The organism is Pseudomonas sp. VMV1 (genome assembly GCF_056790235.1).
The window spans coordinates 818,824-833,723 of the sequence record NZ_JBXGSE010000003.1 but is presented as its reverse complement, the minus strand read 5'-3'; the positions used below and the strand labels follow the sequence as shown (position 1 = coordinate 833,723).

General features: G+C 66.3%; 14 protein-coding genes. 5 read left to right on the top strand and 9 right to left on the bottom strand.

Going from position 1 to position 14,900, the window contains the following annotated elements; genetic code table 11:
* Positions 1–43: 43 nt before the first annotated feature.
* Positions 44–556 (bottom strand): nucleotidyltransferase family protein, encoded by a 513-nt coding sequence (locus ACUCV0_RS13940; protein ID WP_482212937.1) that lies wholly within the window; start codon positions 554–556, stop codon positions 44–46.
* A gap of 322 nt (positions 557–878) precedes the next feature.
* Between ACUCV0_RS13940 and ACUCV0_RS13935 the strand changes: the two genes are divergently transcribed.
* From ACUCV0_RS13935 to ACUCV0_RS13925, 3 genes are read left to right on the top strand one after another with little or no spacing between them, the layout of a single operon-like run.
* Positions 879–2,501 (top strand): methyl-accepting chemotaxis protein, encoded by a 1,623-nt coding sequence (locus ACUCV0_RS13935; protein WP_482212936.1) that lies wholly within the window; start codon positions 879–881, stop codon positions 2,499–2,501.
* A gap of 36 nt (positions 2,502–2,537) precedes the next feature.
* Complete coding sequence (locus ACUCV0_RS13930; RefSeq protein WP_482212935.1) at positions 2,538–3,659, top strand: hypothetical protein; 1,122 nt, start codon at positions 2,538–2,540, stop codon at positions 3,657–3,659.
* 11 nt (positions 3,660–3,670) lie between these two features.
* Positions 3,671–4,072: a phosphate ABC transporter substrate-binding protein gene (locus ACUCV0_RS13925; RefSeq protein WP_478375299.1), complete on the top strand. Its 402-nt coding sequence runs from the start codon at positions 3,671–3,673 to the stop codon at positions 4,070–4,072.
* Between the two features lie 56 nt (positions 4,073–4,128).
* On the opposite strand, the gene ACUCV0_RS13920 is transcribed toward ACUCV0_RS13925, so the two are convergent.
* The 4 genes from ACUCV0_RS13920 to yrfG all read right to left on the bottom strand — a co-directional run bounded on the left by ACUCV0_RS13920 (position 4,129) and on the right by yrfG (position 9,007).
* On the bottom strand, positions 4,129–6,453 hold the full coding sequence (locus tag ACUCV0_RS13920; protein WP_482212934.1) for an FdhF/YdeP family oxidoreductase: 2,325 nt from the start codon (positions 6,451–6,453) through the stop codon (positions 4,129–4,131).
* A gap of 16 nt (positions 6,454–6,469) precedes the next feature.
* Complete coding sequence (gene fdhD, locus ACUCV0_RS13915) at positions 6,470–7,285, bottom strand: formate dehydrogenase accessory sulfurtransferase FdhD (RefSeq protein WP_059316535.1); 816 nt, start codon at positions 7,283–7,285, stop codon at positions 6,470–6,472.
* A gap of 94 nt (positions 7,286–7,379) precedes the next feature.
* A complete protein-coding gene (locus ACUCV0_RS13910; RefSeq protein WP_059316536.1) occupies positions 7,380–8,273 on the bottom strand; it encodes a LysR family transcriptional regulator in 894 nt (297 codons plus the stop codon).
* A gap of 74 nt (positions 8,274–8,347) precedes the next feature.
* Positions 8,348–9,007, bottom strand: a complete 660-nt coding sequence (gene yrfG / locus ACUCV0_RS13905) for a GMP/IMP nucleotidase (RefSeq protein ID WP_059316537.1) — start codon at positions 9,005–9,007, stop codon at positions 8,348–8,350.
* 63 nt (positions 9,008–9,070) lie between these two features.
* Between yrfG and nudE the strand changes: the two genes are divergently transcribed.
* Both nudE and cysQ read left to right on the top strand, forming a co-directional pair.
* A complete protein-coding gene (gene nudE, locus ACUCV0_RS13900) occupies positions 9,071–9,637 on the top strand; it encodes an ADP compounds hydrolase NudE (protein WP_059316538.1) in 567 nt (188 codons plus the stop codon).
* Positions 9,634–10,476: a 3'(2'),5'-bisphosphate nucleotidase CysQ gene (gene cysQ / locus ACUCV0_RS13895; protein ID WP_482212933.1), complete on the top strand. Its 843-nt coding sequence runs from the start codon at positions 9,634–9,636 to the stop codon at positions 10,474–10,476. Before nudE ends, cysQ begins: the two co-directional genes overlap by 4 nt.
* 32 nt (positions 10,477–10,508) lie before the next feature.
* Here the strand turns inward: cysQ and ACUCV0_RS13890 are convergent, their stop codons facing one another.
* The 4 genes from ACUCV0_RS13890 to ACUCV0_RS13875 are packed head-to-tail and all read right to left on the bottom strand — an operon-like array spanning position 10,509 to position 14,836.
* Positions 10,509–11,738: a 2-octaprenyl-3-methyl-6-methoxy-1,4-benzoquinol hydroxylase gene (locus ACUCV0_RS13890; RefSeq protein ID WP_271653307.1), complete on the bottom strand. Its 1,230-nt coding sequence runs from the start codon at positions 11,736–11,738 to the stop codon at positions 10,509–10,511.
* A gap of 19 nt (positions 11,739–11,757) precedes the next feature.
* Positions 11,758–12,939, bottom strand: coding sequence for a 2-octaprenyl-6-methoxyphenyl hydroxylase (gene ubiH, locus ACUCV0_RS13885; RefSeq protein ID WP_482212932.1), 1,182 nt, complete (start codon positions 12,937–12,939; stop codon positions 11,758–11,760).
* Positions 12,926–14,275, bottom strand: a complete 1,350-nt coding sequence (gene pepP / locus ACUCV0_RS13880; protein ID WP_482212931.1) for a Xaa-Pro aminopeptidase — start codon at positions 14,273–14,275, stop codon at positions 12,926–12,928. Before pepP ends, ubiH begins: the two co-directional genes overlap by 14 nt.
* 6 nt (positions 14,276–14,281) lie before the next feature.
* On the bottom strand, positions 14,282–14,836 hold the full coding sequence (locus ACUCV0_RS13875; RefSeq protein ID WP_007161333.1) for a UPF0149 family protein: 555 nt from the start codon (positions 14,834–14,836) through the stop codon (positions 14,282–14,284).
* Positions 14,837–14,900 lie beyond the last annotated feature (64 nt).

Here is a 14,900-nt window from a genome sequence, read left to right as displayed (position 1 = left end):
CGCCAGCGCCGAAGCAGTTCGCCACCCGCTTCGGCGTTTGCCATCAATCCCGCTCGGCAGTCCCAGGCTTCTGCACGTGCAAGCGCGGCCAGCGCGTCAGCCAGCCTTTGCTCGACAGGCGCTGGCGAAAGGCGTCGAGCCGGGGCCGCCAGGGATTCGGCGTCAGGTGCAAGGCGAAGAGCCCATCCTGGGCGAAGGGGCTGACCACCTCGAGTTCGCCCGTCTCGGTGAAACGCGCGGCCAGCGCGGACTCCACCTCGACCCAGAAACGCATGGCATCCAGGCTATTGGCATAGGGTGCATCGTCGTTGCGAAGGTGCATGGCAGCCTGGTTGCGCACCGACCAGGGCCACCCCGGCGCCCGCTCCGCCAGCGCCATCTCGATGGCCCTGTCCCGTTCGGGCCGGCAGTCGGTCACATCGAAATAGATGACATCCAGATCCACCAGTGGTGTCGGCATGGTATAGCCGTGCAGCTGATCCCAGACCAGATTGCGCACGAAGCCGGCCGCCAGCCAGGCATCGGGCAGCTGCAAATGGGCGAGGACGCGAAGCAAGCGCAAGCGCTCGGTATCTGCCGCAAGCCAGTGCTCTATCTGGGAAAACAGTGAGGTCATGGCACGACTAATCAGTCTAAACCTTCTGTAAATGACCGCCTGAACGTATTTTCGCAACGTTCATCGGCATTAATCGCAATAATGATTATCTCATTCAAGTTTGCATTGGAGCCGTCGAAATGGTGACGGCTTCGCTGATCCTTACTCGCGATGCCAACAGGACGTGGTGATTGGTCAGGATATGACCACTGGCGAGTCTTCATTTCGAAGGAACGTCTCCGCACCTCGATGCTTGCTACTGCCCATGCTTCCCGAGGTGTACATGTTCCGTAACCTGTCGCTCACGCTCAAGCTGTCGCTGCTGCCCGCTGCCGCCCTGCTAGGCCTGCTGCTCTACGTGGCCTACACCTCGGCCCAACTGGCCGGCAATGACCAACGCCTCGACCAGCTGGAGAATCACAGCTATCCGCTGCTGGAAAAGGCCGACGCCGTACTCTTCCAGTTCTCTCGCCTGCCTGGGCTATTCAATAGTGCTGTGACCGCCAGTGAACTGGAAACTTTGGGCGAGGCCCGCAAGGTGGTCGACGACATCGACAGCCGACTTCAGGAAATGGCCGGCCTCACTCGCCAGACCTCGGCGCGCAACGAAGAAATTTCCAGTTGGCGCGCGGGCATCCATCGTTACGTGGACAACGCCCTAAGCGCCTCCGAACAGTTGATCAAGGGTAGTGGCTCCTTCGATTCCCTGCGTCCCAACCTGGATCGCATGGCCTCAGATCTCGCCGCCGCCCAGCAATTGGGTACTACCTTGCGCGCCCATGCCTATACCGATTTCCAGCAGACCTTGGCCCAGGCTCGCGGCCAGAACGCCGATACCACTCGGGTGGGTATCTGGCTGAGCCTGCTGCTGGTAGTGATCCTGGCCGGAGCCGCCGTGCTGACTATCCGTAGCGTACTTGGCAGCGTGCGCGAGGTCATCACCTCGCTGCGCGCCATTGCCGAGGGCGACGGTGACCTCACCCGCCGCCTGCAGGTCGGCTCACGGGACGAGATCGGTCAAATGACCGCACTGTTCAATGTTTTTCTCGATCAGCTGCAGAGTACGATCAAGGCCATCGTCGACGCTGCCCACCCTTTGGGCCAGGTGTCCGGCGAGCTCTATCACCTCACCCAGACGGTGGAGAACAACGCCCGCTCTCAGCAGGGTCACACCGAATCCATCGGCCGTGACATCCAGACCATGAACACCAACCTGCATGAGGTGGCCGACCGCTCGCGCGAAGCCGCCGACCAGGCCGCCGCCGCGGCCGAGCAATCCGCCGCCGCCCGTACCAGCATCGGCAAGCTGTCGCGCAACATCGGCGAACTAGACGACAGCGTGCGCCAATCGGCCGAATCCATGCAGCAGCTGGAACAGGAGACCCGCCAGGTTGGCCTGGTGCTGGACGTGATCAAGTCCATCGCCGAGCAGACCAATCTGCTGGCGCTCAACGCCGCCATCGAGGCCGCACGCGCCGGTGAACAGGGCCGCGGCTTCGCCGTGGTGGCCGACGAGGTGCGCAATCTGGCCCAGAAGACCGCACGCTCCACTGCCGAGATCCAGCAGATCATCGAGCGCCTGCAGAGCAACGCCCAGCGCGTGCTGCAGGCCATGCAGGGTAGCCACAACCAGGCCCAGGTGAGCGCCAGCAGCTCCCAGGCCGCTACCGCCATGCTCGAAGGCATCGCCCAGGCCGTGGCGCGCATCAACGACTACAACGCTCAGATTGCCCTGCTCACCGGCGAGCAGCTGAGCCTTTCCGATTCGATCAGCAGCGACACCCGGCGCCTGCAGAGCGATACCCAGTCCAGTGCGGACAGCACCACCGCCACCGCCCGCATGGGCGAGCAACTGGTGGTGGTCGACACCGATCTGCGGCAGGCGACCTCGCGCTTCCGCATCTAGCTATCCCTATACCAAGAACCACCTAGGAGCACTTCCATGGCTTTTGCACGTCTGCTCGCCTTCGGCGCGGCCTTAACCTGCGCGGGATCCGCGCTCGCCCTCGACCAGGGTGACTACCGTTTCAACGGCTTCGGCACCGCCGGCATCACTCACCTGGGCGGCGAAGACGATGGCCGCAGCTTCGGCATCAACGGCCAGACCAACGATCACTGGCGCGGCGATCAGTTGAGCAAGCTGGGCGGTCAGTTCCAGTACGGCTTGACCGACAAGCTGGACGCCACCGTGCAGGTCACCGCGAAGGCCGAGCAGGACCAGTGGAAGGCCAACCTGGAATGGGCCTATCTGGCCTTCCACGCCACTGACAACCTGACCTTCCGCGCCGGTCGCCTGCGCACGCCGGTGTTCATGTATTCCGAGACCCTGGACGTGGGCATCACCTACCCCTGGCTGCGCCTGCCCGACGAGGTCTACAGCCAGGTGCAGGTCTCCAACTATGAAGGCGCCGACGCCCTCTGGAGTCTGCCGGTGGCCTTTGGCACCCTGAACTTCCAGGTGAGCGGGGGCCAGGCGGTCAATCGCAACTACTTCATCAACGACGACCTTTACGACATCGACTACAAGCGCATCGCCGCGGCCAACGTCAGCCTGGCGACCAACGACTACGGCACCGTGCGCCTGGCCTACACCGAGTCCAGCATCGACCTGCACTACCCGCTGCTGACCCTGGACGAGCAGAAGGGCAAGTTCACCTCCCTCGGCTACCAGTACGACAACGGCACCTGGCTAACCAGCAACGAATGGACCCGCCGCGTCATCGAGGGTGACAACCAGGGCAGCAGCAATGCCTTCTACCTGATGGCCGGCCGCCGCTTCGGCGACTTCCTGGCCCATGTCACCTATGCCCAGCAGGACGAAGAGCGCGCTGGTCGCCAGAGTTCCTGGACCTATGGCCTGAACTACAACATCACGCCGAGCCTGGTGCTCAAGAGCGAATACAAGCGCGTCGACACCCAGGGCGGCTACAACGGCGCCTTCGTCACCACCGACAGCGAAACCATCGCCAATGCCGTCTATGACCGCAGCGGCGGTCGCTTCGGCGCGCCGGCACGCAACTTCGACGGCGACATCATCAGCATCGGCCTCGACTTCATCTTCTAAGGAATCCGCCCATGAGTTCTCTCCGCCTGCTCACCGGCGCCGCCCTGCTAATCAGCGCCAGCCTGGTCAACGCCGAGGTCGCCGTGATCGTCAATCCGGCCGCTGCCAAGACGCCCAGCCAGGATGAAGTGGCCAACCTCTTCCTGGGCAAGGATAAGTCGCTCAAGGGTGTCGACCAGAAGGACTGGTCGGCCACCAAGGAGACCTTCTATGCCAAGGTCGCCAACAAGAACGAAGCCCAGCTGAAGTCCTACTGGTCCGGCCTGGTGTTCACCGGCAAGGGCCAGCCGCTGCCCAGCCTGGCCGGCGACGCCGCCGTGGTCGCCCAGGTGGCCGGCGAAGCCGACGCCATCGGCTATGTGGACAAGGCCGCGGTCACCGACAAGGTGAAGGTCCTCTTCACCCTGCAGTGATCGTCGCGCCATGAAAAAAGCCGTCTTGCGACGGCTTTTTTCATGTCTGCCAGGGCTCAGGCGACCGAGGCGATGCGGTTGCCGGCGCTGGCCTTCTCGACCTTGATGGCGACGAACTTGGAAGTGGGCGTGAAGCTGCCCTCGCCATAGCTTTCCAGGGGCACCAGCGGGTTGGTCTCTGGATAGTAGCCGGCGGCCTGGCCAACCGGGATGTCGAACGGCAGCGCGGTGAAGCCGCGGACGCGGCGCTCGATGCCGTCGTCCCACAGGGCGACCAGATCCACCTTCTCGCCGGCGGCCACGCCCAGCCGATCCAGATCGGCCTGGTTGACGAAGACCACGTCGCGCTGGCCCTTCACGCCGCGATAGCGGTCATCCAGGCTGTAGATGGTGGTGTTGTACTGGTCGTGGGATCTCATGGTCTGCAGGATCAGATCCGGCTTCACGCCCTGGCGGCGGACCGCGTCCGGCAGCAGGTCATGGAGCAGTGCATTGGCGGCGAAATTAGCCTTGCCAGTGGCAGTGTTCCACTCCCGGCGCCCGGCCTTGTTACCCAGGTAAAAACCACCGGGGGCGGCCAGGCGAGCATTGAAGTCTTGGAAGCCGGGGATGACGTCGGCGATCAGGTCGCGGATGCGGTCGTAGTCCTCGATCAGCCACTCCCAGTCCACCGGATGGTTGCCCAGCACGGCCTTGGCCAGACCTGCGACGATGGCCGGCTCGGACTTCATCTGCGACGACAGCGGCCGCAGGATGCCGGCGGAGGCATGCACCATGCTGAAGCTGTCTTCCACGGTGATGGCCTGCTTGCCGCCCTTCTGCACGTCCATCTCGGTGCGACCCAGGCAGGGCAGGATCAGCGCCTGCTGACCGGTCACCAGGTGGCTGCGGTTGAGCTTGGTGGCGATGTGCACGGTCAGCCGGCACTTGCGCAGCGCCTTGTGGGTGCGTGGAGTGTCCGGGGTGGCCTGAGCGAAGTTGCCGCCCAGGGCGATGAACACCTTGGCCTGGCCCTGCTCCATGGCGGCAATGGCCTCCACGGTGTTGTGACCGCGATTGCGCGGCGGTTCGAAGGCGAAGCGCTTGGCCAGGGCATCACTGAGCCAGGCCGGAGCCTTCTCGTCGATGCCCATGGTGCGGTCGCCCTGGACGTTGCTGTGGCCGCGCACCGGGCAGAGACCGGCGCCAGGCTTGCCGATCTGGCCGCAGAGCAACTGCAGGTTGGCGATCTCCTGCACCGTGGCCACGGAATGGCGGTGCTGGGTGATGCCCATGGCCCAGCAGATGATGACCTTCTCGGCGCGGGCATACATGCGCGCGGCCTGCTCGATCTCGTGCAGCGACAGCCCCGACTGGCGCTCGATCAGCTCCCAGGAGGTGGCATCGACCTGAGCCAGGTAGTCGTCCATGCCCAGGGTATGGGCGGCGATGAACTCATGATCGAAGATACGCTTGGCGCCCTTGGCAGCAGCCTCGCGCTCCCACTGCAGCAGGTACTTGGCGATGCCGCGCAGTGCGGCCATGTCACCACCCAGAGCCGGACGGAAATAGGCGGTGTTGGTCGGCCGCGAGTCGTTGGTGAGCATCTCCAGCGGATTCTGCGGATGCTGGAAGCGCTCCAGGCCACGCTCCTTGAGCGGGTTGAAGCAGACCACCTGGGCACCGCGCTTCACCGCGTTGCGCAGGGTCTCGATCATGCGCGGGTGGTTGGTGCCCGGGTTCTGGCCGATGACGAAGATGGCATCGGCCTCGTCCAGGTCGTGATAGGTCACGGTGCCCTTGCCGACGCCGATACTGCGACCCAGGCCCACGCCGCTGGCCTCGTGGCACATGTTCGAGCAGTCGGGGAAGTTGTTGGTGCCGTAGGCGCGCACGAACAGCTGGTAGAGGAAGGCCGCCTCGTTGCTGGCGCGACCCGAGGTGTAGAACTCGGCTTCGTCGGGGCTGGCCAGGGCCTTGAGCTCCTTGGCGATGAGCGCGAAGGCCGCGTCCCAGGCGATGGGCACATAGCGATCGGTGGCCGCGTCATAGCGCAGCGGCTCGGTCAGCCGGCCCTGGTATTCGAGCCAGTAGTCGCTCTGCTCCTGCAGCGAGGTCACGCTGTGGCGGGCAAAGAAGGCCGCATCGACACGGCGCTTGGTGGCTTCCCAGTTGACCGCCTTGGCGCCGTTCTCGCAGAACTTCACCAGGCCGTTTTCCGGCGCCTCGCCCCAGGCACAACCCGGGCAGTCGAAGCCGTGGTCTTGGTTGGTCTTGAGCAGCGTACGCAGATTCTTGAAGGCGTTGCCGCTGTCGAGCCAGAAGTGCACCACGCTCTTCAGGGCGCCCCAGCCGGCGGCGGGGCCTTGATAGGGTTTGAAGGACTGCTGAGGTTTGTTCATGGCGATTCCCGTGGGATCAAGGGGCAACGGGCGCCGGGGCATAGACCCGCGGTGGCGACCGATGCGGCAGGTGGATCAGATTGAGGCGATGGCGACGCGCCCATTCCACGGCGAGCCCGGTGGGTGCCGACAGGGTGATGAGGGTGGCGAGCCCGGCGCGTACCGCCTTGTGGATGAGTTCGAGACTGCAGCGGCTGGTGACCACCACGCAGCCCTCGCGTACCGGCTGGCGCTGGCGCAGCAGGGCCCCGATGAGCTTGTCCAGGGCGTTGTGACGGCCAATGTCTTCGCGGCACAGGGTCAGTTCGCCCTGACCGTCGACGAACAGCGCGGCATGCACCGCCCCACTGCGCTGACCGATATCCTGGGCGGCGTCGATACGTTGGCGCAGGTCGTGCAAGTGGGCGGCCGGTGGCAGCGGCACCTTGCGCAGGCGATCCAGCTGCGGCAGCGCCTGCTCCAGTGCCTCGACCCCGCACAGGCCGCAACCGCTGGTACCGGCCAGCTGCCGACGTTGTTGCTTGAGCGCCCAGAAGGTACGGCTGCTGATCTCGACGTCGACATTGAGGGCTTCACCGACCCGGCGCACCTGGATGCCATAGATGTCATCGATGGCATCGACAATGCCCGCGCTGAGGCTGAAACCGACCACGTAGTCTTCCACGTCGGCCGGCGTCGCCATCATCACCGCATGGCTGATGCCGTTGTAGGCGATGGCCAGCGCCACCTCCTCGGCCAAGAGCTGTTCGCCACGCACGGCAGGCTGCTCCAGCTCGGCGAAAAGATAGCCAGCGGGCAGCGAGGCGACGGGAACGGGCGAGTCCTGGGACATGGGTAAAAACGACCTGCGGCGGTTTGACACAGATCAAAGATTAACCAGCATATCCCAGGGCGTCTAATCGCTATCCCCAATGCCTTGATAAGCGCTATCTATCACTCTCGGCATAAAGCGCCTTGACGGCCTGGAAGCAGGCATCGGCCACCGCCAACCGGGGTTCGGTGCGCCGGATGAGCAAACCCAGCGGCGCCAGGGTGCGGGCCGTGTCGATGGGAATCAGCCGGGCATGGGGCGTAAGACGATCGAAGCCACCGGCCAGGGGCACCACGGCGCAGCACAGACCGGCATTGACGGCCTGCAACAGCAGATAGACGGCATCGGTTTCCAGCACCGGCTGCGGCGTCAGCCCCAGGCTGCGAAAGCCGTGGTCCACCGATTGACGGAAATGCATGGCGCCGGTCAGCAGGCCCAGGGGCAGCCCGGCCACCGCCTGCCAGTCCAGCGCGGCCTGGTCGAAGGTGAAATGGCGCTCGTCGTAGAGCAGCCCCATGCGTGTCTCGGTCAGGGTCAGGCTGTCGAAGCGGGCCGGATCCAGATGCTCCAGGTAGGAGATGCCCAGCTCCAGCCGATTGCTGGCCACCGCCTCGAGAATGCGCTCGGTGCTCAGCACCTGCAGCTGGAAGTGCAGCTTGGGGTGCAGCTGGCGCAGGTGCTGCAGCAGCGGCATGGGATCGAAGCTGGCCAGGGGCACCAGGCCGACCCTCAGGGTACCTACCAATTGCCCCTGGAAGGCCTGGGCCTCGGCATAGAGGCCGTCGTGGGCGGCCATCAGGGTACGTGCCCAGGCCAGGATGCGCTGACCGGCCTCGGTGAAGCCCTCGAAGCGCTGGCCGCGGCGCACCAGCTCCACACCCAGCTCCTCCTCCAGGCCACGCAGGCGCATGGACAGGGTCGGCTGGGTCACGTGGCAACGCGCCGCCGCCTGGCCGAAATGGCGCGTCTCGTCCAGGGCGATAAGAAAGCGCAGTTGCTTGATGTCCACGGGTTACCTCCAGGCGCTCTGCCCTGCTTGGTCTCCTCTCCCCCTTGGAGAGGGCTGGGGTGAGGGTCTTCTGTTCAGGCTGGCAGCAGCTCCCGATAATCCCGCACCGCCTCGAACTCCTCGCTGTCCTTGGGCCCGCGGCGACTGTCCGGCTCGTGGATCGCCAGCAGGTGGGCGATCCCATAGTCACGGGCGCTGCGCAGGACCGGCAGGTTGTCGTCAATGAACAGGGTGCGTGCCGGATCGAAGGCGAAGTCGGCCTGCAGGGCGTGCCAGAACTGCTGTTCTTCCTTGGGGAAGCCGTAGTCGTGGGAGCTGATCAGCCGGTCGAAATAGGGCGCCAGGTCGATGCGCTCCAGCTTCAGCGACAGGGAATCGCGGTGGGCGTTGGTGATCAGCGCCACCCGCTTGCCGGCGCGCTGCAGGGCGCCAAGAAAGGTGTCGGCGTCCGGGCGCAGGGCGATCAGGTGAGCGATCTCCTCCTTGAGCTCGCGCATGGAAAAGCCCAGCTCGGCGCTCCAGAAGTCCAGGCAGTACCAGGTCAGCTTGCCCTGATGGCTGAAAAACAGCGGCTCCAGCTCGGCCTTGGCCAGCGCCAGGGACTGGCCATGGCGCTCGGCATAGCGCTGCGGCAGGTACTCCAGCCAGAAATGATTGTCGAAGTGCAGGTCGAGCAGAGTGCCGTCCATGTCCAACAACACGGTGTCGATACGGCTCCAGTCGAGAGGGGTCATGGTGACTCCGGATAATGTAACAAGCGGGTTATCATACCCGTCCGCCCAGCCCAGGAGCCGTCCATGCGCCAGAAACCCACTGTTCTCGCCCGACAGATCGTGGCCAAGAGCCGTCTGTTCACCGTCGAGGAGATGCAGTTGCGCTTCGCCAACGGCGAGGAGCGCACCTACGAACGCCTGGCTAACAAGGGCACCGGCCATGGCGCGGTGATGGTGGTGGCCCTGCAGGATGCCACGCGCGCCCTGCTCATCGAGGAATACTGCGGCGGCGTGGAAGACTACGAGCTGTCGCTGCCCAAGGGCCTGGTTGAGCCGGGCGAAGAAATCCTCGACGCCGCCAATCGCGAACTCAAGGAAGAAGCCGGTTTCGGGGCGCACCAGCTGGAATACCTCACCGCTCTGTCACTGAGCCCCGGCTACATGAGCCAGCGTATCCATGTCGTGCTGGCTCGCGACCTCTACCCCGAGCGCCTGCCCGGTGACGAGCCCGAGCCCCTGGAGGTCAGCAGCGTCGACCTGCGCGAGCTGTCGCAGCTGGTGCAGAATCCGCGTTTTTCCGAAGGCCGTGCCCTGGCCGCCCTCTATCTGGTGCGCGACCTGCTCACCCAACGCGGAGAACTGCCGGCATGATGGCGCCCGTTTCCATTACCGCCCCCCTGGTACTCAACGTCATCGACCTGGTGCGCCAGGCTGGCGCGGCCATCCTGCCCCATTGGCGCCAGAACGTGGCGGTGCGGCAGAAGAGCGATGATTCGCCGGTGACCGCCGCCGACCTCGCCGCCCACCGGGTGCTGGCCGAGGGCCTGGCCCGGCTGACCCCGGACGTGCCGGTGCTGTCGGAAGAGGCCTGCGACATTCCCTTCGCGGCACGCAGCGCCTGGGACGTCTGGTGGGTGGTCGATCCCCTGGACGGCACCAAGGAATTCATCGATGGCAGCGAGGAATTCACCGTCAACGTAGCCCTGGTCGAGCGTGGTCAGGTGATCTTCGGCGTGGTCGGGATACCCACGCGGGATGTCTGCTTCAGCGGCGGCCGTGAACTGGGCGCCTGGCGCATCCAGGGTGAAGACGGCGTCGAGATCGGCGTGCGCAATCAGCCGGAAGACGCCTTCACCGTGGTCGCCAGTCGCCGCCACGGCAGTCCGGCGCAGCAACGGCTGCTGGAGGAGCTGGGCAACACCCTCGGCGAGCCCAAGTTGGTCAGCGTCGGCAGCTCGCTGAAGTTCTGCCTGCTGGCCGAAGGCCTGGCCGACTTCTACCCCCGACTTGCCCCCACTTCTCAATGGGACACGGCCGCCGCTCAGGGCGTGCTGGAAGGCGCCGGCGGCGAGGTCCTGACTCTGGACGGTCAGCCCCTCACCTACGAGATGCGCGAATCCTTCCTCAACCCGCACTTCCTCGCCCTGCCCCGCGACGCCGAATGGCGCGCCCGGGTACTGGAGCTAGCCGGAGCGCTGGACGAGGCCTGAAAGGTGCCTGCGCTCGGCGACCTTGGAAAACCTTAGGCGACTACCCGGGCCAGTTCCGGCACATCGCCTGACAAACCTAGGGCGCGGCGCACGAACAGCGCCTTGGCCTCGAAGTGGCGATCGACCTGCTTGAGCGCAGCGTTGCGCAGCCAGCGCAGCGGCAGACGATCGTCCTGGAACAGCCGCTGGAAGCCTTCCATCGCCGCCATCATCGCCAGGTTGTGCGGCATGCGGCGGCGCTCGTAGCGTTCCAGCACCCGCTGTTCGGCGATGGATTCACCGCGGGCCTGGGCATGGCGCAGCTCCTCGGCCAGCACCGCGGCGTCGAGAAAGCCCAGGTTGACGCCCTGCCCGGCCAGCGGATGGATGACATGGGCGGCATCGCCGATCAGCGCCAGGCCAGGCTCCACGTAGCGCTTGGCATGGCGCTGGCGCAGCGGGATGCACAGCCGCGTGTCGCTGCACTCCACCTTGCCCAGGCGATGCTCGAAAGCCTCGCCCAGGGCCTGGCAGAAGGCCGCGTCGTCCAGGGCCATCAGCCGCTCGCCCTGCTTGGGCGTGCAGGACCAGACAATGGAGCACCAATTCGTGTCGCCGCCGCGATCCAGCGGCAGGAAGGCCAGCGGCCCGTCGTCGGTGAACCTCTGCCAGGCGGTGCGCTGGTGCGATTCGGCGCAGCGCACGCTGGTGACGATGGCATGGTGCAGGTAATCCCACTCGCGGGTTTCCAGCCCGGCCAGGCGGCGCACGGCAGAGGTGGCGCCATCGGCGGCCACCACCAGAGGGGCGCGAATCTGGCGATCGCCGGCCAGCTGCACTAGCCACTGGTCGCCGGAGCGACGCAGCAGTTCCAGGCGCGCCTCCGGTAGGAGCAGGACGTTGGCCTCGGCCAGGCGTTCGAGCAGGGCGTCCTGCACCACGCGATTCTCGACGATATGGCCCAGCACCTCGGCGTGCACGCTGGCGGCATCGAAATGCACGGCGCCGGTGCCGGAGCCATCCCAGACATGCATCGCCTGGTAGGGACTGACGCGGCGAGCGAGGATGCCATCCCAGGCACCCAGGCGCTGCAGGATGCGCTGGCTGGCCAGCGACAGGGCACTGACCCGGGGCTCGAAGGGCAGGTCGCCCTCGGTCGCGCCAGGTGTGAGCGGGCCGCGGTCGAGCAGCACCACCGACAGGCCGCTGTCGGCCAGGGCCAGGGCCAGGGCGCTGCCGACCATGCCGGCACCGACGATCACCAGATCCGCATGGGTCAGCATGCTCGTTTCTCCTCGCAGGTCAGGGACGGGTACCCAGGCCCATGGCCTGGCGGGCGAAGGCGCTTTTGGCCGGAGGGCACAGCTCCAGGCCGACCAGGCCCAGGTTGCGTCCGGCACTGAGCCAGGGCCGGCTGTTGGAAAACAGCCGGGTGATGCGATCGGAAAAGCCGATGGTCAGCTGCTGGTCCAGGCGCTGACGCTGCAGGTACTCCTGCAAGGTGGCGAAGTCACCGGGCGCCGCAGCGCTCTCCAGCAGGCACTCGGCCAGACTGTCGACATCGCGCAGGGACAGGTTGAAGCCCTGGCCGGCGATGGGGTGCAGGCTGTGGGCGGCATTGCCCAGGACCACCAGATGCGGGCGGACCTGCTCGCTGGCCTCCAGCAGGGTCAGCGGATAGGCATGGCGGGTGCCGACCTGGGTGAAGCTGCCCAGGCGATAGCCCACCGCCTGCTGCAATTCGTCGAGAAAGATCGCGTCCGGTGCCCGTTGCAGGCGCAGCGCTTCGCTGTCCGGCTGGGTCCAGACCAGGGCACTGCGCTTGCCCGGCAGGGGCAACAGCGCCAGGGGGCCATGGGGCGTGAAGCGCTCGAAGGCGCGGCCGCCATGGCCCAGATTGGTCGAGACGTTGGCGATCAGCGCGGTCTGCTCGTAGAGGGTGCGGCGCACCTCGATACCGAGGGACTCGCGCAGCGCCGAACGCCCACCGTCGGCCAGCACCGCGAGACCACATTCCAGGGTCGCGCCGTCATCCAGTTCCAGGCGATAGCCGTCGGCCATGGCGGTGAGGCTGCGCACCTCGGCCGGGCAGCGCCAGTCCACCACCTCGCGATCCAGTGCCTGCCAGAGCACCTGGCCGATCCAGGCGTTCTCCACCACATAGCCCAGCGCTGGCAGATTCTCGTTTTGGGCAAGCAGCTGGGTCACGCCGAAGCGGCCCTGATCCGACACCTGGATCTCGCGGATCGCCTCGGCATGGTCGGCCAGGGCGTCCCACACGCCCAGGCGCTGGTAGATCAGCCGCGAGCCGTAGGACAACGCCGAGGAGCGGGCGTCGTAGCTGGGCTGATAGTTATCGCCAGGGGCGAAAGGCTCCACCAGCAGGATGCGCCAGCCGCGCGCCTTGGCGCCGGCCTGCAGGGCCAGGGCCAGGCTGGCGCCGACCAGGCCGCCGCCGATGATGGCGATATCAGGACGTTGCATGAGCGTTCTCCCGGCAGCCGCTCGCGGCTGCCATCAAGCCTTCGATCTCCGCGGCCGCCTTGGGCAGGCCGGCGGTCAGCACCTCGCAGCCACTGCGCGTCACCAGTACTTCGTCTTCGATGCGGACGCCCAGGCCGCGCCATTTGCGCGGCACCTCGGCGTCCGGCGGGATATAGAGTCCGGGTTCCACGGTCAGCACCATGCCGGGCTCCAGCATCCGCCACTGGTCGCCGATGCGGTATTCGCCCACGTCATGGACATCCAGCCCCAGCCAGTGACCGGCGCGGTGCATGTAGAACTCGCGACAGGCGCCTGCCTCGATCAGGTCGTCCAGGGCGCCCTGGAGCAGACCCAGTTTCAACAGGCCCTCGGTGATCACCCTGACCGTGGCCTCATGGGGTTCGTTCCAGTGCCGCCCAGGCGCCACGCAAGCGATGGCGGCCTGGTTGGCAGCCAGCACGATGTCGTACAGCTGCCGCTGCTCCGGCGAGAAGCGACCACTGACCGGAAAGGTACGGGTCACGTCGCTGGCATAGCACTCCAGCTCGCAGCCGGCATCGATCAGCACCAGGTCACCGTCGCGCAGTAGCGCATCGTTGGCCTGGTAATGCATCACGCAGGCGTTGGCCCCCGCCGCAACGATGGAGCCATAGGCCGCCAGTCGGGCACCACCCTGGCGAAAGCAATAGTCCAGCTCCGCCTCCAGGTGATACTCGCGCAGCCCCGGCCGGCAGGCCTGCATGGCACGCAGGTGAGCGGCGCAGGTCAGCTCGGCCGCGGCCTTGAGCAGACGCACCTCGGCGGCCGACTTGTACAGCCGGCTGTCGTGTAGCAGGGTATCCAGCGCCAGCAGCTCCCGTGGCGGCGAGGCGCCCTGGTCGGCCTTGGCGCGGATCAGTTCGATCCAGTTGAGCAATTGGCGCTCGAATTCCGGATGGGCACCCATGGCGTAGTAGACCCGCTCGCGGCCTTCGAGCAGGCCGGGCAGGATGTCGTCCAGATCGCCGATGGGAAAGGCGTCGTCCGCGCCATAGTCGGCCAGCGCCCCTTCCTGACCCGCGCGCCGTCCCTCCCAGCGCTCCATTTCCGCGTCCCGCTCGCGGCAGAACAGCAGGTATTCACCATGGGCACGGCCGGGAATCAGCACGGCCAGGGCTTCCGGCTCGGGAAAACCGGTGAGGTACTGGAAGTCGCTGTCCTGGCGATAGGGCTGCTCGATGTCGCGGTTGCGCAGGCACACCGGCGCAGCAGGCAACAGGGCGATGCCGCCGTGGCCGATCTCGGCCATCAGGGCGCGGCGGCGACGGGCGAATTCGGCCTTGTGGATCCGCGGCATGGCCGCTCAGTGCACCACGGGTGCGGGTTCGGGGATGGGGCCGCGGCCGTACTCGCCATAGAGCAGCAGCGGGGCCACGCGCAGGTATTCGGTGACTTCCATGAAGTCGTTCTCACCCTCTTCGCCTTCCTCGGCGGGCTCCTGAATCTGCGCGATGGCTGCCAGGTCTTCGAGTACCTCGCGCGCCTCGCCGGAGACCTCGCCCGTACGCCCGGACAGGCCGAAGCCGGCTAGAAAGCCCTGACACCACTGACCCAGGGCGGCGGTGCGCTCGGCAAGGGGGAATTCGTCCGGTGGCAGCATCAGCACCAGGGCCACCTGCTGGCCGGCGAATTCCTGCTGCACCATGCCCAGCAGCCCCGAGAGCGCCGCCTGCAAACGCTCGCCCGGCGCGCCACCGAGCAGCTCGCTGGCCGCAGCCAGCCAGTCGTTCTCGTCGAAGCCCGCGCCCCCACAGACCCGCCCGAGCAGGTGACCGTGGAGTTCGGCGGGCGAGACCGGCAAAGCGGCCTCGGCGAGCAGGGTGGAGAAGGCGGCGTAGGCGGATGCTGAGCTGGACATGGCGTCGAGGTGAGGCGCTGGCTAGAATGAAGCCTTATCCTACGCGCTGACCCCGCCGGCGGCC